At 66.4% G+C, this 24,587-nt stretch carries 29 protein-coding genes; 4 read left to right on the forward strand and 25 right to left on the reverse strand.

Going from position 1 to position 24,587, the window contains the following annotated elements; genetic code table 11:
- Nucleotides 1–41 precede the first annotated feature (41 nt).
- Nucleotides 42–2,339, reverse strand: a complete 2,298-nt coding sequence (locus AC0KXF_RS11400) for a D-alanyl-D-alanine carboxypeptidase family protein (RefSeq protein ID WP_473109304.1) — start codon at nucleotides 2,337–2,339, stop codon at nucleotides 42–44.
- Nucleotides 2,340–2,795, reverse strand: coding sequence for a hypothetical protein (locus AC0KXF_RS11405; protein WP_473109305.1), 456 nt, complete (start codon nucleotides 2,793–2,795; stop codon nucleotides 2,340–2,342).
- 31 nt (nucleotides 2,796–2,826) lie between these two features.
- On the opposite strand from AC0KXF_RS11405, the gene AC0KXF_RS11410 reads away from it, so the two are divergent.
- Both AC0KXF_RS11410 and AC0KXF_RS11415 read left to right on the forward strand, forming a co-directional pair.
- The gene (locus tag AC0KXF_RS11410) at nucleotides 2,827–3,639 is read left to right on the forward strand and encodes an Abi-alpha family protein (protein ID WP_473109306.1); all 813 of its coding nucleotides are present in this window, start codon (nucleotides 2,827–2,829) and stop codon (nucleotides 3,637–3,639) included.
- Between the two features lie 162 nt (nucleotides 3,640–3,801).
- The gene (locus tag AC0KXF_RS11415; RefSeq protein WP_473109307.1) at nucleotides 3,802–4,236 is read left to right on the forward strand and encodes a hypothetical protein; all 435 of its coding nucleotides are present in this window, start codon (nucleotides 3,802–3,804) and stop codon (nucleotides 4,234–4,236) included.
- Here AC0KXF_RS11415 and AC0KXF_RS11420 read toward each other — a convergent pair.
- From AC0KXF_RS11420 to AC0KXF_RS11500, 17 genes are all read right to left on the reverse strand, one after another.
- Nucleotides 4,227–5,003: a hypothetical protein gene (locus AC0KXF_RS11420; protein ID WP_473109308.1), complete on the reverse strand. Its 777-nt coding sequence runs from the start codon at nucleotides 5,001–5,003 to the stop codon at nucleotides 4,227–4,229. The two genes, AC0KXF_RS11415 and AC0KXF_RS11420, sit on opposite strands and share 10 nt — an antisense overlap.
- Entirely contained in the window at nucleotides 5,003–6,061 is a 1,059-nt protein-coding gene (locus tag AC0KXF_RS11425) for a hypothetical protein (protein ID WP_473109309.1), read from the reverse strand. Before AC0KXF_RS11425 ends, AC0KXF_RS11420 begins: the two co-directional genes overlap by 1 nt.
- An 8-nt stretch (nucleotides 6,062–6,069) precedes the next feature.
- Nucleotides 6,070–6,813 carry a hypothetical protein gene (locus AC0KXF_RS11430; RefSeq protein ID WP_473109310.1) on the reverse strand — a complete coding sequence of 248 codons (744 nt, stop codon included), beginning with the start codon at nucleotides 6,811–6,813 and terminating at the stop codon, nucleotides 6,070–6,072.
- Nucleotides 6,810–10,118 (reverse strand): tape measure protein, encoded by a 3,309-nt coding sequence (locus AC0KXF_RS11435; RefSeq protein WP_473109311.1) that lies wholly within the window; start codon nucleotides 10,116–10,118, stop codon nucleotides 6,810–6,812. The genes AC0KXF_RS11430 and AC0KXF_RS11435 overlap by 4 nt, the downstream gene beginning before the upstream one ends.
- Nucleotides 10,115–10,348: a hypothetical protein gene (locus AC0KXF_RS11440; RefSeq protein WP_473109312.1), complete on the reverse strand. Its 234-nt coding sequence runs from the start codon at nucleotides 10,346–10,348 to the stop codon at nucleotides 10,115–10,117. The genes AC0KXF_RS11435 and AC0KXF_RS11440 overlap by 4 nt, the downstream gene beginning before the upstream one ends.
- A 35-nt stretch (nucleotides 10,349–10,383) precedes the next feature.
- Entirely contained in the window at nucleotides 10,384–10,950 is a 567-nt protein-coding gene (locus AC0KXF_RS11445; RefSeq protein ID WP_473109313.1) for a hypothetical protein, read from the reverse strand.
- A 93-nt stretch (nucleotides 10,951–11,043) separates the two neighbouring features.
- Complete coding sequence (locus AC0KXF_RS11450) at nucleotides 11,044–11,556, reverse strand: hypothetical protein (RefSeq protein WP_473109314.1); 513 nt, start codon at nucleotides 11,554–11,556, stop codon at nucleotides 11,044–11,046.
- 67 nt (nucleotides 11,557–11,623) lie between these two features.
- Nucleotides 11,624–12,091, reverse strand: coding sequence for a hypothetical protein (locus tag AC0KXF_RS11455; RefSeq protein WP_473109315.1), 468 nt, complete (start codon nucleotides 12,089–12,091; stop codon nucleotides 11,624–11,626).
- Nucleotides 12,088–12,438 (reverse strand): hypothetical protein, encoded by a 351-nt coding sequence (locus tag AC0KXF_RS11460; protein ID WP_473109316.1) that lies wholly within the window; start codon nucleotides 12,436–12,438, stop codon nucleotides 12,088–12,090. The genes AC0KXF_RS11455 and AC0KXF_RS11460 overlap by 4 nt, the downstream gene beginning before the upstream one ends.
- A complete protein-coding gene (locus AC0KXF_RS11465; RefSeq protein ID WP_473109317.1) occupies nucleotides 12,435–12,776 on the reverse strand; it encodes a hypothetical protein in 342 nt (113 codons plus the stop codon). The genes AC0KXF_RS11460 and AC0KXF_RS11465 overlap by 4 nt, the downstream gene beginning before the upstream one ends.
- Nucleotides 12,777–12,795: 19 nt before the next feature.
- Nucleotides 12,796–13,194, reverse strand: coding sequence for a head-tail connector protein (locus tag AC0KXF_RS11470; protein ID WP_473109318.1), 399 nt, complete (start codon nucleotides 13,192–13,194; stop codon nucleotides 12,796–12,798).
- Between the two features lie 10 nt (nucleotides 13,195–13,204).
- Complete coding sequence (locus AC0KXF_RS11475; RefSeq protein ID WP_473109319.1) at nucleotides 13,205–13,417, reverse strand: hypothetical protein; 213 nt, start codon at nucleotides 13,415–13,417, stop codon at nucleotides 13,205–13,207.
- Nucleotides 13,417–13,710, reverse strand: coding sequence for an SAP domain-containing protein (locus AC0KXF_RS11480; protein ID WP_473109320.1), 294 nt, complete (start codon nucleotides 13,708–13,710; stop codon nucleotides 13,417–13,419). The genes AC0KXF_RS11475 and AC0KXF_RS11480 overlap by 1 nt, the downstream gene beginning before the upstream one ends.
- 76 nt (nucleotides 13,711–13,786) lie before the next feature.
- Complete coding sequence (locus AC0KXF_RS11485) at nucleotides 13,787–14,755, reverse strand: major capsid protein (protein WP_473109321.1); 969 nt, start codon at nucleotides 14,753–14,755, stop codon at nucleotides 13,787–13,789.
- Nucleotides 14,756–14,771: 16 nt separating this feature from the next.
- Entirely contained in the window at nucleotides 14,772–15,455 is a 684-nt protein-coding gene (locus AC0KXF_RS11490; protein ID WP_473109322.1) for a hypothetical protein, read from the reverse strand.
- 117 nt (nucleotides 15,456–15,572) lie between these two features.
- The gene (locus tag AC0KXF_RS11495) at nucleotides 15,573–17,168 is read right to left on the reverse strand and encodes a phage minor capsid protein (protein WP_473109323.1); all 1,596 of its coding nucleotides are present in this window, start codon (nucleotides 17,166–17,168) and stop codon (nucleotides 15,573–15,575) included.
- A gap of 60 nt (nucleotides 17,169–17,228) precedes the next feature.
- Entirely contained in the window at nucleotides 17,229–18,791 is a 1,563-nt protein-coding gene (locus tag AC0KXF_RS11500; protein ID WP_473109324.1) for a hypothetical protein, read from the reverse strand.
- 36 nt (nucleotides 18,792–18,827) lie between these two features.
- On the opposite strand from AC0KXF_RS11500, the gene AC0KXF_RS11505 reads away from it, so the two are divergent.
- Complete coding sequence (locus AC0KXF_RS11505) at nucleotides 18,828–19,298, forward strand: hypothetical protein (RefSeq protein ID WP_473109325.1); 471 nt, start codon at nucleotides 18,828–18,830, stop codon at nucleotides 19,296–19,298.
- Here the strand turns inward: AC0KXF_RS11505 and AC0KXF_RS11510 are convergent.
- The 4 genes from AC0KXF_RS11510 to AC0KXF_RS11525 form a co-directional block, all read right to left on the reverse strand.
- Nucleotides 19,295–20,581, reverse strand: coding sequence for a PBSX family phage terminase large subunit (locus AC0KXF_RS11510; protein WP_473109326.1), 1,287 nt, complete (start codon nucleotides 20,579–20,581; stop codon nucleotides 19,295–19,297). The two genes, AC0KXF_RS11505 and AC0KXF_RS11510, sit on opposite strands and share 4 nt — an antisense overlap.
- A complete protein-coding gene (locus AC0KXF_RS11515) occupies nucleotides 20,582–21,103 on the reverse strand; it encodes a helix-turn-helix domain-containing protein (RefSeq protein ID WP_473109327.1) in 522 nt (173 codons plus the stop codon). It lies immediately after the preceding gene.
- 714 nt (nucleotides 21,104–21,817) lie between these two features.
- The gene (locus AC0KXF_RS11520; RefSeq protein ID WP_473109328.1) at nucleotides 21,818–22,087 is read right to left on the reverse strand and encodes a hypothetical protein; all 270 of its coding nucleotides are present in this window, start codon (nucleotides 22,085–22,087) and stop codon (nucleotides 21,818–21,820) included.
- Nucleotides 22,084–22,701, reverse strand: a complete 618-nt coding sequence (locus AC0KXF_RS11525; RefSeq protein ID WP_473109329.1) for a hypothetical protein — start codon at nucleotides 22,699–22,701, stop codon at nucleotides 22,084–22,086. Before AC0KXF_RS11525 ends, AC0KXF_RS11520 begins: the two co-directional genes overlap by 4 nt.
- A 38-nt stretch (nucleotides 22,702–22,739) precedes the next feature.
- Here AC0KXF_RS11525 and AC0KXF_RS11530 point away from each other — a divergent pair, with 38 nt between their 5' ends.
- On the forward strand, nucleotides 22,740–23,207 hold the full coding sequence (locus tag AC0KXF_RS11530; RefSeq protein WP_473109330.1) for a hypothetical protein: 468 nt from the start codon (nucleotides 22,740–22,742) through the stop codon (nucleotides 23,205–23,207).
- A gap of 2 nt (nucleotides 23,208–23,209) precedes the next feature.
- Here AC0KXF_RS11530 and AC0KXF_RS11535 read toward each other — a convergent pair whose 3' ends face one another.
- A complete protein-coding gene (locus AC0KXF_RS11535) occupies nucleotides 23,210–24,208 on the reverse strand; it encodes a hypothetical protein (protein WP_473109331.1) in 999 nt (332 codons plus the stop codon).
- Nucleotides 24,205–24,525, reverse strand: coding sequence for a hypothetical protein (locus AC0KXF_RS11540; protein WP_473109332.1), 321 nt, complete (start codon nucleotides 24,523–24,525; stop codon nucleotides 24,205–24,207). The genes AC0KXF_RS11535 and AC0KXF_RS11540 overlap by 4 nt, the downstream gene beginning before the upstream one ends.
- Nucleotides 24,526–24,587: the final 62 nt, after the last annotated feature.

Raw genomic sequence — 24,587 nt, forward strand, 5'->3', positions numbered from 1 at the left:
ATAGATAAGCCCCGCGGTGGCGGGGCTGGTGATGTCGGGGGTTACGCCGTTTCGAGGCGCATCCAGTCGCCCCATTCGAGGGAGCCACCGATGCGCATCTCGCGCGTCCAGACGCCGGTGTGCATCGTGATGCGCTGCAGCGTCGCGGACTCTGACGAGGAGCCCGAGCGGACTTCGAGCACCCACGCGGTATCGTCGGGCAGGTCCGCGGGCAGGCCGCCGATGGTGCGTCCGAAGCCGCGCCAGTCTGCGAGGTGCTCGTCCCGGTACATCTCGTCCAGCGACGTGATGTTGTCGGGAATGTTGCCGCCCGTGACCGGTTGCAGCCCCCAGGTGTGCGGGATCGGCCCACCCTCGTACTCGAACGCGCGGACGGGCACGAACCGGTTATCGATGAGCCGGCCCGACTTCACCGCCTCCATCAGCTTCGCGACCTCGAGGTTTTTCGAGTTCACGTTGAGGACGGAGCCTTGAATGACGCCGACGTGGATGGTGCCGTCGAAGTGTCGCCACATGAACACGGAGCCGGCGGTGTAGATGCCGGTGCCGTCTTTCGAGGCGATCCATTCCCGCCAGCGCCCGTACACGTTGCCCGAGATGAACGTGTTCTCGATCACCACGGATCTCGCGTTGGGTCCGGTGATGGTGACGGTGTGCGAGATGGAACTCATCAGCGTCATCAGCAGCGGATCCTGAACCGCGTTGAGCATCATCTGCGCCGTGTGTCGCATCGAGATCCGCAACCCTCCGCCTGGGTTGCTCCGGATGGACGCCCCGTAGAACCCCCACGCATCCAGTTGGGCTTGCATCGCGCGAAGGTACTTCACGGTGGGGTCCCCGCTGCCGGGCAGTTGCACCCCCAACGTGCGTGCGACGGTGCGGGGTGCGGTGTTGTTGGAGGGGATCAGCATGGACGCGAGCAGGTCCCGATACGACACCACGTCGCCCGCGGCAAGATGCGGCGGGTTCGGGAGGAACTCGTCCGAGGCGATCACCTCGACCGTCTCGTTGAGCTTTGCTTCCGTGTCGAGGATGCTGCGCGCGACGACCGCGTTGAGGACCTTCGTGATCGACGCCACCGAAGTGGTCATCACGATGTCAGGATCGCCCCACACGACCGTCTCCCGGCCCCGCGAATCGATGTCGTAAGCGCGCACCGTGGGCGCAAACTGGGGCGGCATGTCCTGAATACCAGTCAGGGTGCGCAGCGTCTGCCGCATCCGGTTCGAGGCCCGCTCATCGATGCTGTCGCGGATGACGACCGGCCCGATCGTCCCCTGCCACGGGAACGAAACTGACGTGGGGCTCGTGCGGCGCCCACCACCGAGACGCAACGAGGCGAGCCCTTCCTGCTGGTTCGCGCCCGCGGGCAGGCCACGGTGGAAGAGCTGCCCGTCAATGTTGAGGATCGTGTTCGTCTCCTCGAGGCGCGTCTCCCAGATGTGCGGGCCGGGCTGAATGCCGAGGTTCCCGCGGGTCAGGTACGCGTTCCCGACGTACGCGGTCTCGGACGCGCTCACCCCCATCTGCAACCGGTTCGAGTCCCCATCGGAGCCGAGGAAGCCGCGCTGGAAGCCCCGGTACACGTCATCCCCAGCCACAGCCATCACGGTCAGCGGCTGCGGCATCACCTCCGGGAAAGTGACGGCAAGCTGCCCCATCCCGATACCCGCGAGTTCCCCGAACTCCGCCCGCAGGTACGGGGGCGCGACCGCCCCATCCACCACCAGCGGCGGGAAGTTCCCGAGGCTGTCGCGGATCTCGGTGACGTTGCCGAGCGCATTCACGCTCACGGTTTCGAGGTTCGATGGGTCGTAGAGCGCGGTCCACCCATCACGGCGGGCGCGCTGCAGCAGCGGCCGCTCGGACGGTTCCCCGATGTACTGCCACTTCGACCAGTTGCCCTGCGAGAACGCCTTCCGCCAGTAGAACCCTGCCGCGGTGAAGATCATCTGCACCGCACTGTTCCAGTCGTTGTCGCCACGCCACAGGATGAACACGCCGTCATCAACGATGGGAGCGCCCTCGACGGGATAGGTGCGTGTGTTGCGTAGCCGCCACGTCCCGACAAGCGCGCCCGTCTGGTAGGAGTTGAGGCTCGCACCGGCTGGGATCACGCCACGGTTCCGCTCGAGCAGATTCTTCCCCGCAATCGCGGCGTCGAGTGCGGCGATCGCAGCGGCCTGCACGTCAGGGTCCATGCCCGCAAGCTCCGGGCCGAGCGCCCGGATCCGGTCATCGACCGCGCGCTGCGAGTGCGACTGCGGGCGGTTGATGTTGGCGCCGGTCGTGATATCGCCGGCGGCTTGGATCTCGCCAGCGTTAATCCATCCAGCCATCTAGATTCGGTTCCCTTCGGGTAGATACAGGACCGGGTACTTGCCGGATCTGTCGATGTATGCGGTCGTGCTGGTGTCGTGCGGTTGCGGCGGTCCGTAACCATGGGTGATGCCTGGGGCGAGAAGCGGGCCCGTGCGCATGTCGGCAATTGAGCCGCCACCGACATCGGCGTGGAAAGATGCCCAGACCGTCCACTGCTTGACCCCGTCCTGGAGCCACTCGCAGATGAGGTCGTAGAGCATCGGCGGTGTCACCGACCCCGACGCCTCCAGCCACACCGAGAAGTGCCCACCGTTGTTAAGGTCGACGGTGACGGGGATGCGGTAGTCATGGATCAGGCCGGTCGCGCCGATCCCTGGGCGTTGCGGTTTCACAAACAGCGCCGCGTGCCGCGACTCGAGGAACGTTGCGCGCTGCGCGTTCGTCAGCCGCCCGGTGTACTCGTAGCTGGCCATAAGTAGCCCCTCTCTGGGTAAGTTGGATCGCATGAGCGAAATCGAAAGCACGATCAACGCAGTCAGCGAGAGCGGCCCGCTAATCGGCGTGGGCGTAGGGCTCGCCCTAGCTGCGAAGCGTTTGTTCGGGCCGACAGCAGACGTCGTAGCTGAGGAACTCGCGGAACGTACCCGCGATAGCTTCCGGCGACGGAACGCGCAACGAATTGTTGAGAAGGCTGAACCGCTCGCGTCAGGTGCCGGACTCGCGCCACACCCGCGCACCGTTGTGAAAGTTCTCGACAATGCCACGTTGTACGACGACGACGTGATGCAGTCCTATGTCGCTGGGTTGCTCGCCGGGTCAAGAAACAGTGATGGCAGCGATGATCGACCGATCTACTACCTCAACCTCATCGACGCTCTCACAGCTCGCCAGATGCAGCTGTTCCACGCGCTCTACACAGCAGTCGTTCAAACCGCGAAACGGGAGAAGCTTCGAAGCGAAACCCCAGCGATGTTGAGATTCGCGCTGAAGTGTGACGAGCTCGAAGAGCAACTACAAGCAGCGTTCGGGTCTACCCATGAAGACCCGGCAAAGAACTCGGCACCGTTCTTCGCTCTGATGCAGCAAGGCCTCATAAAAGGCTTCGCCGCGCACGAATATGAAGACGGCGACCAGCTGATCGCGTTCTATATGACGCCGACCGGGATCATCCTCTACGACTGGGCCTACGGCATCGAAGACGAGAACATCCAGAAGTTTCTGCACCGTGAACGGCCCGAGATCAACCTACCCTCATTAACGTTCAAGACTGGACGATTCAGAGAGACAGTCCTTAGCGATCTTGAGAGCCTGCTCTGAGAGCTCAACCTGCCGCGAACGGTGCCGATCGGCCGCTACTGCGTGCCTCTCAGCACGCCACAGCAACCAGTTCGCCCATACGAACTCGCGCCAAACGATGCGAGCCAAGCCTCGATATCTGCTCATTCCCGCTCTCCTTCACAGATTGGTAGGGTCATTCCCATGCGCGCACACCTCACAGCGGCAGCCACCGCCGCACTACTGCTTGGCCTCGTCGGGTGCGGCACTGCACCCGAGAAGGCCCCCGTAGAGGAGCCGGCGGCGAGCGCGGAGACGACCGAAGTCGAACCGCTGAAGGCCGAACCCGTCGAAGAAGAAGCGACAGCGGGGACTCCGGAAGAGGCGTACCTCGCTGCAATGCGTGGCCGGCTTGCTGAGGATCGGCCGCCGATCGAGGCGACGCAGATCCCGAACGCGACCGATGAGCAGCTGCTTGAGGCTGCCGCCGCGGCGTGCGAGCAGCTCGCGTCCGGCACGGTGCACGACGAGGTGCGGGTGATCGAAGGCGAAGAACCGAATCAGCTCGGCCGGTTCATCGACAGCAGCGACATCGCGCTCTACGCCTCCGAACACATCTGCACCGACTATCAGCTGTAGACGCGCTGCAGCAGGCCGGTAGTCGGGTTCATCATCAGGACATCCGGCGGTAGGCCGGTGCCGGTGACCTGGGGCACGCTGGCGGGATTGAATCGGATTCCCGCGCCGGAGACGCCCATTCCGACGCCACCAGATGAAAGCGTCACCTCGTCGTGAGAGACCCTCACGGACGACGTGCCCTGAGCTACCGAGACGCTATCCCCGCTCGATGAGACACGAGCGCCATTCGCGAACCGCACTGAGCCGTTCCCGGTCGGGTCGATGATCATGTCGCCGACGAGGATCTTGCCGTCGCTCGTGACGATCAGATCCGCCTCGAGCGTGGTCTCACCGCGGAGCCTGGTCTTCGCGGTGACGTCGAGATCCTTCTCGATGCTGACATTTGCGCTGAAGGTCGCGTCGCCGGATACGTCGAGCTTGCCGGTGATCTCCACGTCGCCGGAGATCGTGCCATCGCCCTGCATCTCCCAATCGCCGGTCCACCGCAGCATTCCGGACCCATCGACGTCGCCCGTGATCGTGCCCGGCCCCTGCATCGTCCACGGCCCGACCTGGAGCAGGGTGCCAGTGACTTCGAGACTGCCCGACACCAACGCCGTGCCCGTGACGGACAGGCCGCCGTTCTCGATGCGGATCCACCCGCCACCGTAGACGCGGATGCCCGCGCCGCCAATCGACGCGTTCTGGATCGTCTGCACCGCGGTGCGGGCGACCTGGAGGAAGAGATCGTCCATGTCCATGCGGAGGCCGGGATGATGGACCGCCATCAGGCACCTCCTGTCGGTTGAACGCCGATCTTCACGAACTCGCCCAGATCGCCGTTGACCTTCACGACGCGGCATCGCTGCCACCCGTCCGAGATGACGGGGTCACCGTCGAAGTGCAGCCACGTCGTATCGCCCACGTCGATGCCCTCGGAGGCACGGACCTGGAAATTGCGCTGCACGGTGGGGGAGCCGTAGAGGTCGAGGTCGGCGAGCGCCATCGAATCCAACTGCAACGCGTCAGACACCGTTTTCGACGGGGTCATGAGGTCCAACACCGGAAACGGAGAGTCGTCGTTGAAGCGGGACCGGGCGAGCATGTCGACCTCACTGCCTTCTCCGAGGCGGCCCGCGTTGGTCGCGACACGGTCGGCGTCGATATCCTCGGTGAACTCGAACACGTCGGGATCCTGGGTAGTGACAGTGAGGTCGAACTCGCGGCCCGACCGCCACTTCATGCCCGCCCGGTACGCCCAATCGAAGCTCCCGTCCAGCCAGCGCGGCTGCATATACACATCGAGGCCTTCGTCCATGAGCTTGGTGAGGATGTCCCCGATGTACTCGAGCAGGTGACCCTTGACCTTGTGCGTCACCACCTCGCCGCCGCCGACCTCGACTCGAGTGACGGGGAAGCGAGTACGGTCGAGCACGCCAGTGTTACGGCCGCGGCTGATGGCCTGCCAACCGTGCTCGCCCCGCACCCCGGTCACGGTCGTCGACCACGCCGCGGTGTAGGGATGGTTGCGGTCCCAGCCGCCACGCCGATTGAACATTCGCCAGATATCGCGCAGCACAACCTGCCGTGTGGACTTCGCCTGGCTGTAGCCGCCGCCGAGGACGTACCCTCCGTACTCGACTCTCCCGTCCCGGTCGAGCGCGAGGATCCGCCGCCACGGCAGCAGCAGATCGTTCAGGTCGGCGCGGGAGTGGGAACCGTCGAGCGGGATCGTGGCTCGCCCGTTTCCCCGCGCGGACAGCAGTCGCTCCCAACTCATGTCGGACACGGGGAGGACGCCGAGTTTCTCTCCGGTGAATGCGTCGCAGGACCAGAGCTGCAGCATGAACCCTCCTAGAGGTAGGTGTCTCGGATCTCGGTCTTCAGGGACAGCCCAGCCGTGATCGACTGAGAGATGGGGCTGCCGGGTGGGATCGCCCAAGGCTGGAACGTGGGGAGCGCGCGTTGCACCCGGCTCCCGCCGATCGTGAGCCGGCCCGTTGCAAGGTCCAGTCGGTGCGGGTTTCCCGCCGTGAGTGCGCGGGTGCAGACGATGCGGCGCCCGCCCGGCCCGGTGACGGTCCACCCACCACCGTTCGCCCCCGACACGATGAGCACCGGGGTCGCACGCGCATTCCCGCGATGCCACACCGGCTCATCCGTGAACGGGCGGAGTTCGCCGTAGCGGCGAGGATCCACCGCACGGAACGTGAGTCGATAGGTGGCGTACCGTCCGTACTTCGTGATGCGGATGTCGGGCTTATCGCCCAACCGCACCCGAGCCCACGTGGCGCCGGCCGCAGTTTCTACTGACAGGGTTTCGTCCTGCCCGTCCGCACCGATTCCGAGGAGCCGTGCGATGGCTTTCTCCTGGTCGATCTCGTTGCGGGTGTTGATCTGCCCTCGGATGATCACGAGACGCGCGTCGCGGTAGACGGGTAAGTCGAAGTCGCCGTGCTGGTGAGGGATCGGGATCCGCTCATCACGAACCCCGACCCCATCGAGCCAGCCCTTCAGCTCATCCGCGTAGATCGTGTACAGCGACCGCTGGTACTGGTCGAGCCCGTTGAGCTCGACGCCCGCGATCCGTGCGATCACCGTGCACCTCCCAACTCGTCATGGACTGCCGCGACAACGAGCCGTGCCAGCTCCTGCTCGGACTGGCCCGGCGCGCCGTTGATGTTCACGTTCAGATTGATCGCGGCGCTCGAACCGGCCGCGCTGTAGCTCGGCATGGTTCCGGTCGGTCTGCTGGACTGCATGCTGCCGGTAGCGAATGCGGGGACGCCGCGCAGCGCGGATACCGGGATCACCGGATGCCCGAGCCGCTGCAGCGCCTCCATCGCGATTGCGACGTTCCGCATCTCGTATCCCGGCTTCGGGGAGATGTACGCCTCCCACGGCAGCTCACGCTCGGCGAACTTATGGATCGCGTCCATGCCCGGCGGGGCGGAGTAGAACCCCGACGCCAGGCCGCCCGTCGCGAACGCCTGAGGCGCACCGCCGGAGAAGAGGTTCCCCGTGGCGCTCCCGGCCGGCTTGTACGGGATCCCGTGCGTTTCAACGGTTGGTTGACGCACGATCAGGTCGATGAACGCTTGCCGTTTCGTGTTCGCTACCTCGTTGATCGCGTCGCGGGTCGTCTCGAGGTTCGTCGCCTTCACGGAGATGTCGCCGTCCGGCAGCGTCTCCACGGCGATGCCGAGTTCCTCGAGGCGAGCCCGGATCTCGGCCGAGTTCGGGTCGTCGATGATGATCGACTCGCCCTCGCCCAGCTCGCCGAGCTTCAGCAGCAACTCGAGAGCCTGCTGATCGATCTCATCCAGGGTGCCCTCGGTGGTGAGAAGCGTCGCCACGAGTTCGGGTACGTCGAGGTACTTCCCGATGAGCCCGTCGATCTGCTCCTGGGTCAGCCCGGCGTCCGCCATCGTCTGCTGCAGGGTCCCGATGTACGCCTCGCCCGCGTTCCGGGCGGCGTCCACGGCGCCGACGAGGTCGCCGTTGGCGAGTGCCTGATCCGATGCCGCCAGAGCTGCGTCGAGCATCGCATCCCGGGACCGGCCCATCGAGTCAGCGAACGCCAGGCCGGCGCGCGAACTCAGATCGATCGCGCCAGCCCCATCGAGGGTGGACTGCCACAGCTTGGTGCCGTTCTCGTCGGCCTGTGCGAGCCCCTCCGCGAGGGTGAGGTTCGTCTCGGAGAGACGCTTCTCCGCCTCCTCAGCGGTGATCGCGCCGCCCTGCAGCTCGTCGAGAGCCTGCTTGAGCGCCCGCACGCGGGTCTCCGCATCCGCGGTGATATCCCGTGCGACCTGCAGGGCGTCGTTGAAGCGCTGATTACTGAGCGCCGCATCGGTCATCGCGGCCGCCGCGTCACGGTCGGCCTGGATCTGCTGCTGCTTCGCCTGCGCCGCAGCCTCGACCGAGGCGCGATGCTCTTCGAGGATCTCGGAGAAGTCGCGAACGTGCCCCTGGCCCGCCATGAAGGTGGCGTTCCAGGTATCGAGGTTCGCATCCCCGGTCATCATCGAATCCGCGTACTTATCGACCGCGTCGGTGACGCGCGCGTAGGCTTCTTCGTTGCCGAGAACGGCCTGCTGCACGTCGCGGTAGGACACGCCGATCTTCTCGGCCAGCTCGGCCGCCTTGGTGTCGGCGAGCTGCGATTCGACCTGCGCCGCCGTCGCTTCGGTGAGCGCGCCGGTGGTCTCGTTGAGGGTGTCCTTGAGCGACGCAACACGGTTCTGGTGCTCCTGAACCTTCTGCTGCGCACGCGCGTTCTCGGCAGCCCACAGGCCGACCGCGGTCGCGACCACAGTGAGTGCGATCCCGATCGGGTTCGACAAGAACGCCGTCTTGAGTGCGGTGCCCAGTGCTTCCACTGACCCCTTTGCACCCATCGACGCGGTCGACAACGCACCGACAGCGGTGGTGGTGCCCCCGAGTGCGGCCTGTACCTGCGCTCGTTGCCCGAACCTTTGGAAGGTCTCCACGACGGCCGCGAGGGGCCGCTCGAGCGTCTGTGACGCCCGGTGCATCGCGAAGAACGCCGCCGCCCCGGCGAGCACCGGAGTCGGCACGGCCTCGAGGAGACGCACCGCGGGCCGCAGCACCGCGGTGACGAGCTCGACGCCGTCGGCTGCGAGGGGGAGTGCCGCGTTCAGGCTGTTCGAGAGCACTAGCGCGAGATCCCCGACCACGGGAAGCAGAGGCTTCCCCGCGGCGAGGAGATCGGCGAGTGCGCCCCGCAGCTCCGGGGACGCGGCTGCGAGGCCGACAAACGCAGCCAGTACGGGGTTCGCACTGATCCCCAGCGTTGAGAACAGCTTCCCGAGCGGGCCCACGTTCGCCCCCAGGGTGAGAACGGCGCCGGCGGTCGCGGCGATGCCGGGGGCGTGGTCGGCGAGTCGATCGAGGGACACCTCGAGCGAGTCCGCGTTCCACCGCTGTACCGCCGCCTGCGCGGAATCGAGCCCTTGCGTGAGGCTCGCGAAGAACGGCATCGACCGCTGCGTGAGGATCGATACGACGGGGATGGCCTGCTTCTCGATCGCGCGCAGCACGTCGGCGACCTGGTTTGCCCAGGACACGGCCATGCCGCCGCCCTGCGCCGACACGAACGGCTCCGCGAGGTGGGCGCCGAGATCACGCTGTGCGGCCTTGATGCGGTCGACCGCGCCGTCCCAGTTCTCCTTCACACCGTCAGCGGCACCCGCGAACTTCGCGCCCATCTCGGTGACGAGAATGTCGAGCGCTTCGCGGCCGTCGAGGGTGCCCTTGGTGATGGAATCCCGGATCTCGTTGCCGGTCTTGTTCATCCCGGCGCCGATGAGCTCGGCAGCGTCGAGGCCTCGGTAGCCGAGCTGGTTCAGGGTTTCCGCGGTGAGTTTCCCCGTGGACTGCACCTGCGCGAGGATGTTCACGACCTCGGAGATGTCCTGATTCGAGCGGCCCATTGCGGCCATGGCCTGCTGGACGGAGTCGAGGGTGGGGATCACCTTCGACGCTTCCATGCCGAAGCCCAGGAGCTGCTGCTGCGCCTGGATGAACGTCGACTTCGAGAACGGGCTGTTGCGGGCGAAGTCGTCGAGCTTCGCCATCTGCTCGTTCGCCTTCTCGGCACCGCCGAGGATCACACCGAGCGCGGTGCGCGAGTTCTGCTGCAGGCTGTTGTACGCGACGCCCTGCTTCGTGAGGATCGTCAGATACGCGCCAGCCGCGGCGGTGAGCGAGGTAGTGGCGCCGGCGGCGGTGCGCACAGCGGCCTCGGCGGCACGACCGAACGAGGCGCCCTTCTGACCCGTGTCGGCGAGCTTGCGCCCGGCCGCGTCGAGTTGGTTGTGGAACTCGGGGACGCCGTCGAGGGTGAGCGCCGCGGAAAGGCGGCCAACTTCGAAGTTCACTCGTCGTCACCTCCGTTGCGTCGTCGGTGGAGGCGCGCGAACGTGCCGCCAGTCAGGCTGTCCGGGATACCGAAAAGGGAGAGGATCACCTCCCGCAGCGATCGCCACGGCAGCGCGAGTAGTGCGGTCTCGTCGTCGGCCGGCAAGCGCGGGTAGAAGCGCTGAAGATCGGGGAGGACGTAGCCGCGCCAGTGTTCGATCGCGTGTCCCCACAGCTCCCGCGAGTCCACGCCCTCGGGTTCGTCGGTGCGGGCGTTCTCTGCCTCTAGGCGCTGGTATTCGAGGTACCAGTCGGGGTAGTCGTAGGCGCCGTACCAGCCGCCTCCGAGCTCTGTTCCCGGTCGTCCCCACTGAGCCAGGTCTGCAGCGCTTTGAATTGCTCGCCCAGCCCGGAGGATTCCATCACGCGTGCGAGGGCTTTTGGGTAACCACCCGCCTCGTCGAGGAGATCCTGCACGGCTTCGATACCGCCCCCGCCGCAGTTCCACAGGATTGCCGCCTGGGCGACTATGGTCTGTCGGGCGGCTCGGAGGTTGTCGAAGTCGCGGGCGCGTTGCTGTGCGGCCTGCTCGGCCTTGTTGGGGGCCTTCCGCCGCTTCTTGCCGCCCGTCTCGGTGTCGGGGACGCCGAGGGCGAGCTTCGCGACCCGCTCCGTGTTCTCCATGTGCTGGTCGAGGCCCTGCCCGTACATCGTGGCGCCGGTGGCGACGCCTGCGAGGAGGGCCTGGATCTCGATGCCGATCTTGCCGGGGACGGGGTAGACGGTGAAGCCGGTGCCGTCGCCGAAGTCGATGATGAGGTTACCGACGTCTTCGCGTGCGGTGGTGGGCATGGTCGTGCTCCTTGAAGGTCAGTGGGTCGTGCATGAGGGGGCCTCGGGGCGCGGCACGACCAGGCGCGCCCCGAGGAGATGAACACCCCGCGGTTACTGGGTAATGGCGGGGTTGGGGATGACCTTGCGGTCGCCCTTCGCCTGCAGCGTCAGCGAGAAGAACTCGAGATCGCTGTTGCCCGTGTTCGCGCGGCCCCAGGACGCGCTCGCGGTGAACTCGTAGGCGAGGTCGGCGATCCAGTGGTGGTAGACGCGAACCAGGATGACTTCCTTGCTCGGATCTCCACCGTCGAGATGCGCGTTCGCGGAGGCGAACATGAGCGACAGCGCCGGGTGCACCTCGCCGGCCGCGTTCTTGACGGCCTTCCCGTTGAACTGCAGGTCGAAGTTCTCGCCGGTGGTGACCATGTCCTGCTTGCCCTTGTTGGCGTAGGTGCCGGCGTCCTGGCGGGTGAGGTTCGGGTTGGGGACGAGAGCGGTGATATCGGGGTAGTGGATCCAGGTCGGCTCAGCTTCGCCGACGGGCAGGACGGCGACGTCGACCAGCCACTCGTAGCTGACGCCGTTCTGGCCCCGGGTGGGGTTCGATTCGTTGGGGAGAGTCATGGGTGCCTCCTTCTGGGCATGGAAAAGCCCCCAGCGGATGCCAGGGGCCGAGAACAGTGGGTGAGGTTCAGTCGTCCGGGTATCGGTTGCCGCGGAACGTGAGATTCTGCGTCGTCTCCGGTGCTTCCGTCGTGTTTGGCTCACCCCAGGAGGTGGAGCCGGTCTGCCGCACCCGGTCGAACCACAGACCGCCGATGCGTAGGTGCGTGTTGTCGGGGAAGAGTGCGCGGAGGTCGTCGAGCCAGTCGCGCACCTCGAGCGACCCCATGCCGGGGTGGCGGGCCCGGATCTGCACCCGAGTGTGCTCGATGTCGAGTTCTCCCGACTGGGGCAGGTACGGGGTGATGACGCACGTCGCGAGCGTCTCGGCACCGCGCCCGGTCGGGGAGTGGTCGAAGTAGATGCCGCGCACGTCGGCCGGGTAGGGTTCGGTGTCGTGGTCGGGGTTGTAGACCGCGAGGCCCGCGTCGTGGATGCGTTCAGCGATGCCGACCATGAGACGCGCGGTGTAGCGGCGCGGCACATACGGGCTCATGATCCGAGCCCCCGCCCGAGCCGAGATGCGATCGCCTGCACGTACTTCGCCTCATTCTCAACGAGAGGCTGCTCGAGGTACTTCGCCTGCCCCTCGTCGTGGTGCCAGTCGAGTTCTTCGTGCTGACGAGCAGCGTAGGGAGTGTCATAAGAGACGTGCGCCTCGAGATTCTGAGCCGTGGCGGGCGTGACCTGGCCGGTCGCTCGGAGGATGCCGGTGTCGATCGGGGCGAGCGGCTGGGAATCGCCGCGCAGCAGCTCCGCACCGTGATTCAGCGCCTCGGGCGCGTTGGCGTTGATCATCGCCGAGACGATGTCGCCGTGCCACTCGAAACTGGTTCCGCTCATCGCAGCTTCACCTCCAGCAGGTCAGCGATCTCGGGATGCTCATACCGGCCGCACACCTCGACGTGCGCCTGCCGCTCATCCGGGGTGCCGGCCCAGATCGTCACCCGCGTCTCCGGAGTCGGGATCTCTGCCACCGCCTTGCGCTCGATGTAGACCGTAGCGTCGAGCGTGGTCTCCTTGTCGTACTGGTCACCGGAGAGCTTGGCTGCGTCGACGATCAGCGCCCGCTTCACCGGCACCGGATCGCCGTAGATGCGGCGGTTCGCAGCCCCGCCGAGGTAGGGCTCGACGGTGACGAGGCCGCGGTGGACGAGCAGCTTATCGAGTGCACGTTCCACACGGCGCCGGGAGATGGGCCTACGCATCGAGCACCGTCCCGGGGATGAGGCCAGCGACGCGCAGCGCCCGCGTTGCCTTCGGCGCGAACCGGGGCAGGGCCTGCGGGTTCGGCCCCGACGAGAACGCGCCGCCGAACGACAGCGGGCCGAGCTTGACCGACTCCCCGTCATTCAGGCGTTCGAGTTCGTCGCCGTACTCGGCCACGTACTCGGCCTGCGCGCACGTCGCATCCCGCAGCGCCTCCCGCACCTTGGGGTCGACGGGCATGTCGTCTTTGTCGACGCGGTACACCGCGGTGAGGAGCATCTCGTCGACGTCGAGGGAGGCATCGCGGAGGAGACGAGCCGCACCCGCGGGCACGGGATCCGGGGCGAGGTAGTCCCTGAGGTCGTCCTCGGTGGCGTAGGTCCGGCTCATCTCAGCTCCTCTACTTGCGGCGCCTGGGCGCGGGCTTGGGCGGCTCTGACTCTTCGGCCGCTTCGACGTCGGGCTCGGGCTGCTCCGGGGAGATCCCGGCCGCTTCGAAAAGCTCGCGGGCTGCCGAGCCCGGCTCGATGTCGGCGGTCACGCCGTCGACGAACTCGACGCCACCGAACACGGTCCGTCCGGCGGGGGCGCGGGGGTCGCGGTAGCGGGGCATCAGCCCTGCTCCTTGCCCTCACCGTCGGCGGGCTTCTGCTCGCCCTTCGCCTTGTGCTCGGCGATGCGGGCCTCGAGATCGTCCTTCGTGCCCTCCTCGGAGAGCCCGAGCTGCTTCGCCTCGGCCTGAAGCTTCTGCTTCGGCGTCAGCTCGGCTGCCTCGACGGTGTAGCCGTGCCGTTCGAAGTACGCGAGCGCCGCCGGATCCTCGGTCTCGCCGACGCCGTCCGCGAAGCTCACGCCCGCGACCTTGCCGGTAAAGCCCTTCACGGGCGTATGCACCTTGGGTGCCATGATGATTCCCTCCTCAGGGATAGTCGTGGGCGTGCGGGCCGCACAGAGCCTGCACGGCCCGCACACGGGGATCGGGTCAGACCGCGATCTCGCGGAGCACAGCAGCGGCCTTGGTGGCCTTGAGCGCGACGCCGACAGGGCCGAGCTCGACGCCGCCCTCCTGCACCGCCTTCACGTTGGTGAAGTCGGGCAGCCAGGTCTCGACGAGCTGGCCGCCGGCGGTGGAGATTCCGTGGAAGCCGTCGAGCGCGACGCGGTACGCGTAGAGGTCGGTCTTGCCGTCGGTGATCGGGATGATCGGGGTGTTGGTGCCGGCCTTGTTGCCGGGATCCGCGAAGTAGATCCCGCCGTAGGACTCGCGCGTGATGGGGCGTCCGTTGGCGCCCATCAGGCCCTCGATGGGCTCGCGCTGGTACATGGACGAGCGGCGCACGATTGCGCGCACCTTGGCGAGCGCCTTCGTATTGCCGAGGATCACCGTCGGCGTGCCATCGAGCAGCGACAGGAACTCGTCGAACAGATCGAGCGCCTTGTGCGGGGCTGCCGGGTCGGTGTCGAGGTCCTGCCACGACGCGGTCGTGGTCATCTCGGTCGACGAGCCAGTGAGGGCCTTGTCCAGGCCGTCGAAGCCGTGTGCCTCTACCGCGGTGTCGCCGTTGATGACGGCGTCCTGGAACTTCGTGACGGTCGCCTTGATCTTCTGCGACATGTTCAGCGCGACGCCACCGGAGGCGGCGGGGCCGAGCTTCGCGATGACGCGGTCGATCTGGAACGTGCCGCCGAGCACGGCGAGGCCGGTGGTGTGGTGCTCGGTCTCGACGTTCGCGGGCGTGTACTCGGTGTTGAGTTCACGGAACGCGGCGGTGGGCTGCGTCTTCAGTCGACGGTACCCGTAGGTCATCGTCGCGCCGCCGCCGGCGGGGTTGACGACGTCGTCGAAGATCATCGTGTCGAGCACGGCGGATTCCTTGCGGAACTCGTCGATGACGGCGACGTCGAGGTCGGTCTGGGTGTTGCGGTTGCCTTCAGCCAGGGTGATCGGCATGGGCTACTCCTTTCGGTTAGGCGCTCATCGCGGCAGCGACAGCGCCGTCGAGCGTGGTGGGCTTGCTGGTTGTGCTCCCGGCGGGAGTTCCGCCGGACGTGTGGGGAAGCTGCGGCCCGGCAGGCGCGGCAGCGTAGGCCGGGTTCTCCTGCACGAACGTCTCCACCGCGGCGCCGAGCGCGGCCGTGTCGGTGAGGTCGATGTCCTTCACCGCGGCCTGGAACTTCGAGCTGTCGAGGAGGAGGGCGGCGTTCGCCTTGCCGTCGGCGGCCGTCGTGACGGCCTTCTCGCGCTGGAACTCGGCGAGCTGGGCCTGGAACCCGTCGCGTTCCTTCTGAGCTTGCTCAGCGGCGGCACGGGCTTCCTCGGCGGCCTTCTGCGCGGTCTGGTTCTCGGTCATGAGCTTCTGCACCTGCTCCGGGGTGAACCCCTGGATCTGGTGCGGTGCTGTCGGCTGTGCCGGTGCCTGCGGCTGCGCAGGTGCGGCGGCCTTCCCGAGCGCCTGGAGCATCGACGCGACATCGGCAGGCGACGCGGCGGGAACGGGGGCTGCGGGCTGCTGGCCGCCGTTCTCACCAGCCGCGGGGGCAGAACCGCCCTCGCCTTCGATGAGACGGATGCCGCGGAGCGCGAGCGGGGCTCGGCCGATCGACCAGCCGCACTGCGCGGGGTCGCCCTGGCGTCGAAAAGTGGTGTTCATGTGGTCGTGCCTCCTCGGCATGGGTTGAGCCCTCGCGGGCGTGGTGGAACGCCGCGGATCGGCGTACACTGGTGGGCGTAGGGCCTCCCCGGACAATGAAACGGCCGGGCTAGGGCCCTACTTCTTTGCCTCAAGCGGGATCGGGAAGAGAGCGCCGCGCGACCATACCCAGAGCTCTCGGATCTGGTTCAGCGGGTTCCGATGGTTGTACTCGCCGAGCTGCTTCCTCACGAGGTCGTCGAGGTCGTGGTTGCCGAAGTCGAGGATGAACCGATCCTTTGTGAAGCCGTGGTTCTTCCTCGCCCGCTCGACGGCGCGCTGGACGAGTTGCTTGCTCGACGCGTAGCTCGGATTCGCGGGCCGCTTCACCTCGACCTCGACCCCGTCGTGCGAGATCCACCGGAAGTCGTTGGTTGGTTTCCGGTTCGTGCTCTTCGGGATGAGGCGCACATCGTGGCCGGCGTCGGTAAAGCGCTCGTAGAACAGCACCTCGTGTGGTTCGAGATCCCAGCGTGGGCCGGTCTGGAAACCGAGGCGGCGCTGACGCTGCGCCCACGTCTGCTCCTCACGCGGAATGAGCGGAGGCGTGGGTGTTTGTCGGCCGCGGGGGTTGTTGGTGCCGCCGTCGGCGAAGTCGAGCTGTTCGCGGTATTCGCGTCGGATGATGCCGGTCTCGGCGACGTGCTTGCGGAGTGCGGCCTGTGCGGCGCCGATCTCGTCGGGGTCGCCGTCGCGCTTCGCTTGGCGCACGTCGCGCTCGAGTTCGCGGAGCTTCTCACGGTTGGCCTGCTTCTGCGGGTCGTGCGTGGTGAGCTTCGTCGTGTCGGTGCCACCGGGTAGGCCGGGGATGAGCACGCATCGGCAGTTGGGGTGTCCCCATCCGCTGGCGCGCATCTCGGCGAGCGTCGCGTCGACGTACAGCGGGGTCGGCTCGGCGGTGACAGCGTGCGGGACGATGATGTCGCCGACGGGGCCACCGTCGGTGACGATCTTCCCCTGCCAGGCCCCGCACTTCGAGCATGCGGACGCGCCGATCACGGGCGTGAACGTTGTGACCCCGGCCGTCTCCATGCTGGCGACGCTTTGGTCGCGCCAGGCGCGGGCTGCGGCGCTCCTGGTGGCCATCTCGGAGTAGGCGCCGATCGTCCACCGGCGCCCGCTCTTGTCGGTGAAGCCGGTGATGCCGTCGGCGAGGTATTCGTCGAGGATGCGGCGGTGGAGAGCCCGCGACGTCGTGACCCCGGCGAGCAGGGAGCCGACGTGCTTCGAGGTCATCGCCTGGTAGGCGTCCACCGGGGCGCGCAAGATCCGCTCGTTCAGTGCGCGCAGGCTATCGCGCAGGTCCAGCTCCACCGCGGTGACAGCGTAGGCGCCGCCGGCGGTCAGTGCGGAGACGCCCTGTGCGGCGTAGGCGGGGAAGTCGAGCAGCACGCGTGAGATCTCCGCCGACGCCCCCTTGGCGGCCTCTTCGGTCGCCCAGCGCGCTAGTGCCTCGGGGTTGACCGTGCGCACCAGGCGCTCGGCCTGCTCCCGTAGATGCTGGATCGCACGATACCGGGCGAGCGTGTCGTCCGGGGCGTCGAGGTGCTGGTCGGCGAGCCGCTCGAGCGTCTCCCTGAGTGCGTCCTCGATGCGGCGGTAGCGATCTGCGATCGCGTGGCCGATGTCGTCGATCCACGCGGCGGGGGAGTTGCCGGGCCACTGCTCTGCCATGTTGGTCCTCTCGTCTCGGGGAGTGCGAGGTGAGAGGGCCAGGGCCCGGCGAGGTGTGCGCTATTTCTCCGGCTCGTCGGGTTCGTCGTCGACGCGGCCCTCGTTGAACGGGTCGGGCGGCTGCGGCTGAGATGCCTTCTCCTCGCGGATCCGGTCAACCTCGACCTGCACCTGGACGTCGTCCCACTCGGGGTTCGCGCGCTTCACCGCCTGCCACTGCGAGATCGCGCCCGCGAGATTCAGGATGCCGATCGTCTCGGCCTCTGCCTTCGGATCCGTACGCGACAGTTCAGGGAAAGCGACGTTGAGGTCGTACCGTCCGCCGCCCTTGCCAGGGAAGAGGAGGCCGTCGAGCTCGAGCGCCACGCTCCCCATCCTGCTCAGCACGCGCCGGTCGTAGAGGTTCTTCTTCGCCCGGGTACGCTCGGTCTGCTCGGTGCGCTGCTCGATCTCCGTCGCGGTCGCCTGCCCGCCCTTCTGGTCCGGGTCGCCCCAACTCGAGGGGGAGTAGCCGGCCTTGCGGAGGATCTCGCGCATGATGCCCCGCATCGTCTGCTCGTGCTCCTCAACACGGATCGCGAACTGCTGCGCAGAGAGGTCCAGGCCATCCGCAGGCTTGCCGGGGACATTGAGGCCGAGGAACAGCTCCTGGTAGGTGTCGAACGCCGCACCGGCGCCGGGCCCGAGGCTGCGGAGGTACGCCTCGGGCACGATGAGCTTGCCGGCGCCGAGCTTCAGGTCACGAATCCATGACGAGAACGCCTCGTCCATCGCGCCGAAAAGCGGAATGCACTGGTTGAAGTCGGAGCGGCCGGCGTCGGCGAGCACGCCCTTCTTCCTCCACGACCAGGCGGGCGCGTTCGGCAGGTAGCCCGCTGTCAGCCGGTCGATGCCGGTCGGGATGCGGGACTCGGCGTCGACGAGGTCGGCGTACGCGGCGGTCTCGGGGCGGTCCTGGAGCGGCTGGCGCGTGCCGAGGTTCGTCGCGGTGCCGCGGTAGAGGGCGTGCTCGATGTAGCCGGGAGCGTGGTGCTCGAGGTGTCGCCAGTACACGTGCCCGTCGAGGAACTCGGACCAGAGAGTGACCTCGACGAGGCGACGCTGCCGGAACACGGGCACCGCGGCGTCGGCGGCCGCGTAGTCGAGCCACACGTGGTCTTCGACGTCGGTGTCCCAGCGGGGAAGGATCACGGTGGCACCGAGCGCCGCCTTGATCTCGCCCTGGCTGTTGAACATGGCCCGCGCTTCGTCGCTGTTCATGAGGCCCTCGAGGCGCGCCTGCGCCTTCTCGTCCTGCTGCTCGTCGCCCGCGAATGTCGTTTCGGGCGGATCCGAATACTGAAGATCCGACGCGAGTGTCGCGAGGTCGGCGGGGATAGGCACGTGCAGGCGAGTGCGCTGCTGCCCGGCCGGGACGGGACGACCCCAGATGATCGTCGACATGGCGCCGGCGAGGCCACCGCGGCGCGCCTGCCCGTTGCGCACGTGCGTCGCGCCGCCGCCGCGCTGGTAGAGCTTCGTGAGAGCGTCGACGTCACCGGTGAGCCAGGCGTCGTTCTCCGCGTACTGAGCGTACGCGGCCTCCCACGCCTTCGGCGGCCAGGCAGAGTTCGCGGCAGGCATCGGCATAGTGGGAACCTCCCGGTATGGTCGTGAGCTATGGAACTGTGGAATGCTCTCGCTGGTGTTGGAGCGGCTGCTGCCGTGTTGGTGGCTGTCTGGTCAGCGATCGTGGCGCACCGCGCGAACGGCCGGGCGGACAAGGCGAACGACGCTGCCGCCGAAGCGAATCGAATTGCACGTGACGCCAATGACATCGCCATCGCTGCCCTTCCAGTGCCGCGAGTGGTACTCGAATCTCGACGCGTAGAAGGCCGCCCGAACTACTGGGAGATTTTCAACGTCGGTGACGCCGAGCTCCACGAGGCGACCATTACAGCTATCGAGTTCGGCGACTCTAATGATGCGCGCGGGACCATAGGCTCAGGATTCAACTTCTCTCCCAGTGCTGGTGTCGGCTTCTACATCGAGCGGGATCACCCCGCGACGCCCGTCCGTGTGCATTTCAAGGGCACTGAGTTCCGTCGCGGACTGAGGATCAACCGCGGCGCGTACGTGGACCTCGTCTAGGCGGCGAGGCCGTAGATGTCGTAGTGCCACTGCCCGACGGTCGACTGCACCGCGTAGCGTGCGGCGTCCATCGCATGATCGTCGCGCTTCACGACTTCGTCCTTGCCGTCTTCGGCGGCCTTCGAGTCCCACTCGTACTCGGTGACTTCGGCGAGGAACGTGCTGCAGCGGTCGGTGACCAGGAGCTTGCCCTGTGCGAGGAGTGAGCCGAGGGTCTGGATGCCGTCGAGCACGGCGTTGTCGGCCGCCCAGCTCGTGACGTTGTCGTTGTGGAGCTGGGAGCGCATGGACGCGGCGGAGGGGTCGAGGAACACGAACTCGGGCGCCGGGACGTACACCTGGTCGGTGCCGTGGTTCGTGCGCAGCCACTCGCGGAAGCGACGGGAGAGCTCGATATCGGGGAGCGTCTCGCCGTGGTGCTCGGCGCTCGAGTAGTGCCACTCGTCGATGAGAACGAGGCGCGGCTGCTCTTCAGCGGTGAGGCCGAGGAGCAGGGCAACGGTGGCGTTGGTCGTGCCGTAGTCCATGCCGACTGCGAGCGTGCGCGCGATCGGCGGCAGGTCGGCGTGCCGGATGAGGTGGCGTTCCTCCGTCCACATGGGGTAGACGGCGCCCTCTGCGTTGGTCCAGAGGCCCTGGATGAAGCGCTGGTAGAAGACACCGGCATAGCTGGCGCGCATCTCGGCCTTGAACTGTTCGCTCAACGACGGGTTGTCGTCCATGGTGAACGCGAAGTGGACGAGGTTCTTCTCGCGGGCCTTGAGAATCCAGGACTTCCGCAGCCAGTGTGACTTCGAGCCTGGGTTGGTGGTGGCGAGCAGGCGGGCCCCGTCGACGCTGAGGCGGGTGATGAGCATGTCCCAGAACGCCTCGGGGATGATCGTCGCCTCGTCGACGTACGCGAGGCTGACGGTGAGGCCGCGGATCTTCGTCTCGCTCGACGCGTCGTTGGCGCCGTAGAGGTGGACGGTGCGGCCGAGGATGGTCGCGGTCTTAGCGCCGGGGGTGTAACGGATGTGCTTCGTGAGCGGCCCGAAGATCTCGGGGTTCGTGAGCAGCGAGAAGATGTTGCCGTTGATTGTGTCGAGCGTGCGGCCGACGATGATGATGACGCCGGTGCGGGGTGCGCGGAGGATCGCGAAGAGGAACGCGAACAGGCTGATGAACGTCTTGCCCGAGCGCACCGCGCCGGACCAGAGCGCGATCTTCGCTCTCGTGCAGTCCGCCACGCTGAGGAGCTGCGCGCGCGACATGATCGAGGTGAGGCCAGCGAGCGCGTCCAATCAGGCCTCCTCGGTCGTCTCCGTTTCCGGCTGCCTGAGCACCTCCGCCGCGGCGAGGATGCCCGCCTCGAGCGACTGAACCACCGACTGCGCACCCGACACGTCGGGATCCTTCTCCACGATGCGAGTCAGCTTGTCGAACGTGATCCCCGCCGTCGTCACCGCGTTGCGGATCACCTCGACGGGAGGCTTCTTGAGCAGGTGCTCCGAGTACGTGTTGTCGCGGCCGCCGAACGAGTAGACCAGGTACTCGCCGTCGAGCGAATCGAGAAGCTGCTCGGCACGGTGCGCCATCTTCTCCGCAAGCCGCGTACGCGCCGCCGCCAGGTCGATGCTCTTCGCGGCCGTCGCCTCCGCGGTCTTCGAGCGGTCGAAGCTCAGACCCTCAGCCCGAGCCCACCGGGAAACGGTGCTCTTCGCGACCCCGAGCTCACGGGCGATCGCCGAAGCGGAGAGCTCTGCGGCGTGAAGCTTGCGGAACTGGGCGCGTTTCGGATGGGAACGTTCCGCGCTCTGTGCCAAGGTTTTTCCTCCTCGACGCTCATTCGGTCTGCATTTCGTCGGTCAGCGAGAAGTTAGGCTGTGGCTCATGACCGTGGATTATGTAGTTGGCACTGCTCTCGCCGCCTTCTTCGCTTCGCTCGCTGCTGTGCTGGTTTCGATGCTGTTGGACAGGCGTGCTCGGCGGAGGGAATCTAAGAGCGCAATCCTTCGCGCTATTCAGCGGCAGCAAGAACGGCTCTGGGGGTATGAGAATGCTTTTCAGAATTCGTGTCTGCTTGGTGTCGACAATGCGGCAAGGAATAAGGGGCAGTTCGCGCCTTCTAAGCCGCCGGTTTCGATTCTTACGACAGAGGTTCGGAGTGTTGCACATCATTTCAGTGCGGATGCGCAGATCGCTCTTATCGAGACGATACGTTGCATTGATGAGGCGGAGGTAGCTAACGACGACCGATCACGGCTTGCGGACTGGAGCAGAGAGAGCGACGAACTGCGGAAGATCGCTGAACGGGTTGCTTCATGGAATATGAGGTCGCCGAGGCTTCCGCCTTATGCGCCTTCGAGGAGCTGAGCTGCCGTGACGTGCGGCGGGCTGTGGGCGCCCTGACCCGACGCACGCCGCGGTGTTCGGAAGGAATGAGAAAGGGCCGGTGACTCGACGTGGTGTCGTGTTCCGGCCCACTTGCTCGATACTTAAGTTAAGCGGTACCCCCTTCGGGTGCGAAATCTTCGGCACTATGGCGTGTCGCCTGTCGTTTCTTCGATCTCGGTTAGGAAGTCGTCGGCGAACAGGGTGACGTTGGTGATGCCTCGGTTGCGGTTGTCTCGTTCGATGCAGCCCCGCCAGTAGGCCATGAGCGCATGGTGTTCGACGACGCGTCGCCCCTGGTTGTCCCACGACCAGCCGAGGGGCGAGCGCTGCCGCCATTTCTTCATCGTCTGTACGTGCTTTCCGGTTCGCTTGGCGGCTTGCCGGTAGGTGTACCAGGGGCGGTCTTCGGTCATTCGGGGCGTTTCTCCCAGGTCATCGGGCAGCTGTCGCACTTGGCGCCGGCGAGCCCGTCGGGTCCCCAGATAGGGAGGACGGTGGCTTGGCCGCAGCCGGGGCAGGAGCGGGGCCGGTACGCCTTGAACCTGGGCTCGGCACGCGGGTAGCGGCCACGCATTTTGCGGATGGTGGCGGCGAGGTGGTCGGGGGCGTCGCCGAGTTTCCCGTCGTGTGCCAGTTGCTCGAGGTCGGGGAGGAGGTTGATCAACCATGTGCGGATCTCCGCGGCCCACGCGTACGCCTCGTCAGGGTGACAGGAGGGCAGACCCTGGGGTTCGGTCGCTCCTTGCCACATTCCGGCGCGTACGGGGCGCGGGGAGGGCAGTCCGGTGCGGTCTGCGACCTCCCTCGCGAACAACACGAGCTCGACGTACAGGGCGTCCGCGTCGTCGGCCGCTTGGGCGTTGTAGGGGAGGCGGTCTTTCTCCCCGGAGCCGTCGACGACGACCGCGCTCGTGTCCTGCGCGCGGACGGTGTGTTCGGCGAGCTCGCGCATGTGCAGGATCTGGAACGGGGCCTGATCGAGATGCCACTTGAACCACTCAGGCCAGGTGCGATCGTCCGCGCTCATTCCCTGTCCCTTCCGCCCGTTGCGGTAGCGTTCGAAGCATGAGTGATTTTCCGGAGGCGGTGGCAAAGTTCCTTCCGACACTCCTGCCCCTTATCTCGGCAATCGCTGGCGCAGGAGTGGCGTTGCTTGGTGTTCTGCTTTCCGGCCGGATTCAGCGGCAGCGCGAGCTGCGGGACGCGCGAGGAAACGCGGTTGTTGAGCTCATTCGTGCGTGGGGAGAAGCGTATCGGCGCTCCGTGCAACGCGAGTTTGAGGGATTTGAGGTGGAGGTGGAGTCGTCGGTTGCGAGCGCCCGCCTCCTGCTGCTGGTGCGGAAGAAGGATGTGCGTGACATCAGTGCGATTACGGCGATCACCACTAACAACATTAACCAGGAATCCGCGCAAGGCTTGATCGCTTTCGCTCAGGACGCTCTGATGCACTGGCACACCACCGAGTGCAGCGGGAAGGCTGCTCTGAAGCGTTTCAAGGAGACCGCCGAGAGAAACGGACTGGTCCTTCAATAGCATCACTGCTCACCTCCTACCGGCAGCCGCTCCGTAGACTGGCCGGCATGTTCGACGCGATCATGACCTACCTGCCCATCTGGCTCCCCGCCGTCATCATTGGATGCGGCGTGCAGTGGCTCATCGTGCGTAGCGCCTCGCTCTCCGCCCTCAGAAAGCACGACAGGGAGCGCTCCTGACACCCCGACCGGCAGCGGCCCGGGAGTGTAGAGCAGTCGCACCCGCCTGTTTCCCGTGAATATCGGAGGCCAGTCCCGGTCCTCAACGCGCTGGAATCCGCCATCGGTCGACTGCCACTCGTGGCGAGGGCTCTTGAACTGCCAGTCGGGGACACCGCCGAACCGCTGCCACACGCGCTGCTCGTAGACCCCGAACACCTCGGGGTCAGTCTCCGTCATGACGACGCTTCCCACCGGCAGGGTCTGTACCTCTTCGGGCGAGAGATATGGGTTGGATGCCTCGTGGAGGTCGGGTGCAGCAGCGCGAGAGAGCGCGGATGCCGTCGCCTTGTCCCAGAACGCGGGTAGGAGCGCGTCAAGCGCGGACTCCAGCGCTTCATACCAGACCCGCGAGTCGTGGCGCATACGTCCGCGAGCGTCGATTTTTACGCCTTCGATCGCGATTTCGCGCACTTCCCGCGCGTCTCCGTCCGGTACCGTGAGCGCGATGAGGTTCGCGATGCGCTGCTGCTCCACCAGAGCGTGGAGCATATGCAGCAGCGATTCATGCGCTGGGTTGTCCACTGCATCCGGGTGCCCCCGGTCGATAGCGTTCTCCCATGTGCTCCACGCTTCCGTCGCGTGGTCAATGAACTCGGTCACGATTGTTGTTCTCCTGTTACCGTGTCGCGTATGGATATCTGGTTTGTAGTTGGTGGCGTGATCCTCGCCGCAGGAGCGCTTCTGTGGCTTGCCGGCAAGATCGTTGAACGCCAGGTACGCGCAAAGAACGCACGAAAGTACGGGCACCAGCAATAAGCCCCTGAGGGGCGAGACGATCACGCATAGAGCGTTCCGATCCCGAGTAGACGGGCAACCTCAGGGCGCAGCACGCGCTCCACAACCGGCTCCCCAACCATCAGTGACATCTCCGCAGCGCGCGCCACATTCGTACAAGCACGTGGGCTATCCATCAACGCGATCACGTTCGCGATGCGCTGCTGCTCCACCAGTGCGAGCGTCGCATGCACCTGGGCTCGGGCGATCACATCCGCCTTATGCTCGCCAGTCTGCACAGGCCATTCCTCGGATGCCCACTCGTCGGAATGCTCCAGATAATGCCGCGCTTCCGCGGCGTGGTCGGTTCGTTCAGTGGTCATGTTGCTGTCCTTTCTTCAACAAGCCAGCTATGGTCAGGGATGGGCACCGAACCCACCGAGGA

The sequence above is a fragment of the Leucobacter holotrichiae genome, from assembly GCF_055791005.1.

Coding starts and splice junctions, on each gene's coding strand:
- AC0KXF_RS11460 (WP_473109316.1), bottom strand. CDS start 12,438: ATGAGCGGAACCAGTTTCGAGTGGCACGGCGACATCGTCTCGGCGATG.
- AC0KXF_RS11525 (WP_473109329.1), bottom strand. CDS start 22,701: ATGAGCGCGGACGATCGCACCTGGCCTGAGTGGTTCAAGTGGCATCTC.
- AC0KXF_RS11500 (WP_473109324.1), bottom strand. CDS start 18,791: ATGCCTGCCGCGAACTCTGCCTGGCCGCCGAAGGCGTGGGAGGCCGCG.
- AC0KXF_RS11470 (WP_473109318.1), bottom strand. CDS start 13,194: ATGAGCCGGACCTACGCCACCGAGGACGACCTCAGGGACTACCTCGCC.
- AC0KXF_RS11520 (WP_473109328.1), bottom strand. CDS start 22,087: ATGACCGAAGACCGCCCCTGGTACACCTACCGGCAAGCCGCCAAGCGA.
- AC0KXF_RS11415 (WP_473109307.1), top strand. CDS start 3,802: ATGCGCGCACACCTCACAGCGGCAGCCACCGCCGCACTACTGCTTGGC.
- AC0KXF_RS11420 (WP_473109308.1), bottom strand. CDS start 5,003: ATGGCGGTCCATCATCCCGGCCTCCGCATGGACATGGACGATCTCTTC.
- AC0KXF_RS11445 (WP_473109313.1), bottom strand. CDS start 10,950: ATGCCCACCACCGCACGCGAAGACGTCGGTAACCTCATCATCGACTTC.
- AC0KXF_RS11425 (WP_473109309.1), bottom strand. CDS start 6,061: ATGCTGCAGCTCTGGTCCTGCGACGCATTCACCGGAGAGAAACTCGGC.
- AC0KXF_RS11485 (WP_473109321.1), bottom strand. CDS start 14,755: ATGCCGATCACCCTGGCTGAAGGCAACCGCAACACCCAGACCGACCTC.
- AC0KXF_RS11475 (WP_473109319.1), bottom strand. CDS start 13,417: ATGCCCCGCTACCGCGACCCCCGCGCCCCCGCCGGACGGACCGTGTTC.
- AC0KXF_RS11505 (WP_473109325.1), top strand. CDS start 18,828: ATGGAACTGTGGAATGCTCTCGCTGGTGTTGGAGCGGCTGCTGCCGTG.
- AC0KXF_RS11480 (WP_473109320.1), bottom strand. CDS start 13,710: ATGGCACCCAAGGTGCATACGCCCGTGAAGGGCTTTACCGGCAAGGTC.
- AC0KXF_RS11495 (WP_473109323.1), bottom strand. CDS start 17,168: ATGGCAGAGCAGTGGCCCGGCAACTCCCCCGCCGCGTGGATCGACGAC.
- AC0KXF_RS11540 (WP_473109332.1), bottom strand. CDS start 24,525: ATGACCACTGAACGAACCGACCACGCCGCGGAAGCGCGGCATTATCTG.
- AC0KXF_RS11405 (WP_473109305.1), bottom strand. CDS start 2,795: ATGGCCAGCTACGAGTACACCGGGCGGCTGACGAACGCGCAGCGCGCA.
- AC0KXF_RS11530 (WP_473109330.1), top strand. CDS start 22,740: ATGAGTGATTTTCCGGAGGCGGTGGCAAAGTTCCTTCCGACACTCCTG.
- AC0KXF_RS11410 (WP_473109306.1), top strand. CDS start 2,827: ATGAGCGAAATCGAAAGCACGATCAACGCAGTCAGCGAGAGCGGCCCG.
- AC0KXF_RS11400 (WP_473109304.1), bottom strand. CDS start 2,339: ATGGCTGGATGGATTAACGCTGGCGAGATCCAAGCCGCCGGCGATATC.
- AC0KXF_RS11450 (WP_473109314.1), bottom strand. CDS start 11,556: ATGACTCTCCCCAACGAATCGAACCCCACCCGGGGCCAGAACGGCGTC.
- AC0KXF_RS11455 (WP_473109315.1), bottom strand. CDS start 12,091: ATGAGCCCGTATGTGCCGCGCCGCTACACCGCGCGTCTCATGGTCGGC.
- AC0KXF_RS11490 (WP_473109322.1), bottom strand. CDS start 15,455: ATGAACACCACTTTTCGACGCCAGGGCGACCCCGCGCAGTGCGGCTGG.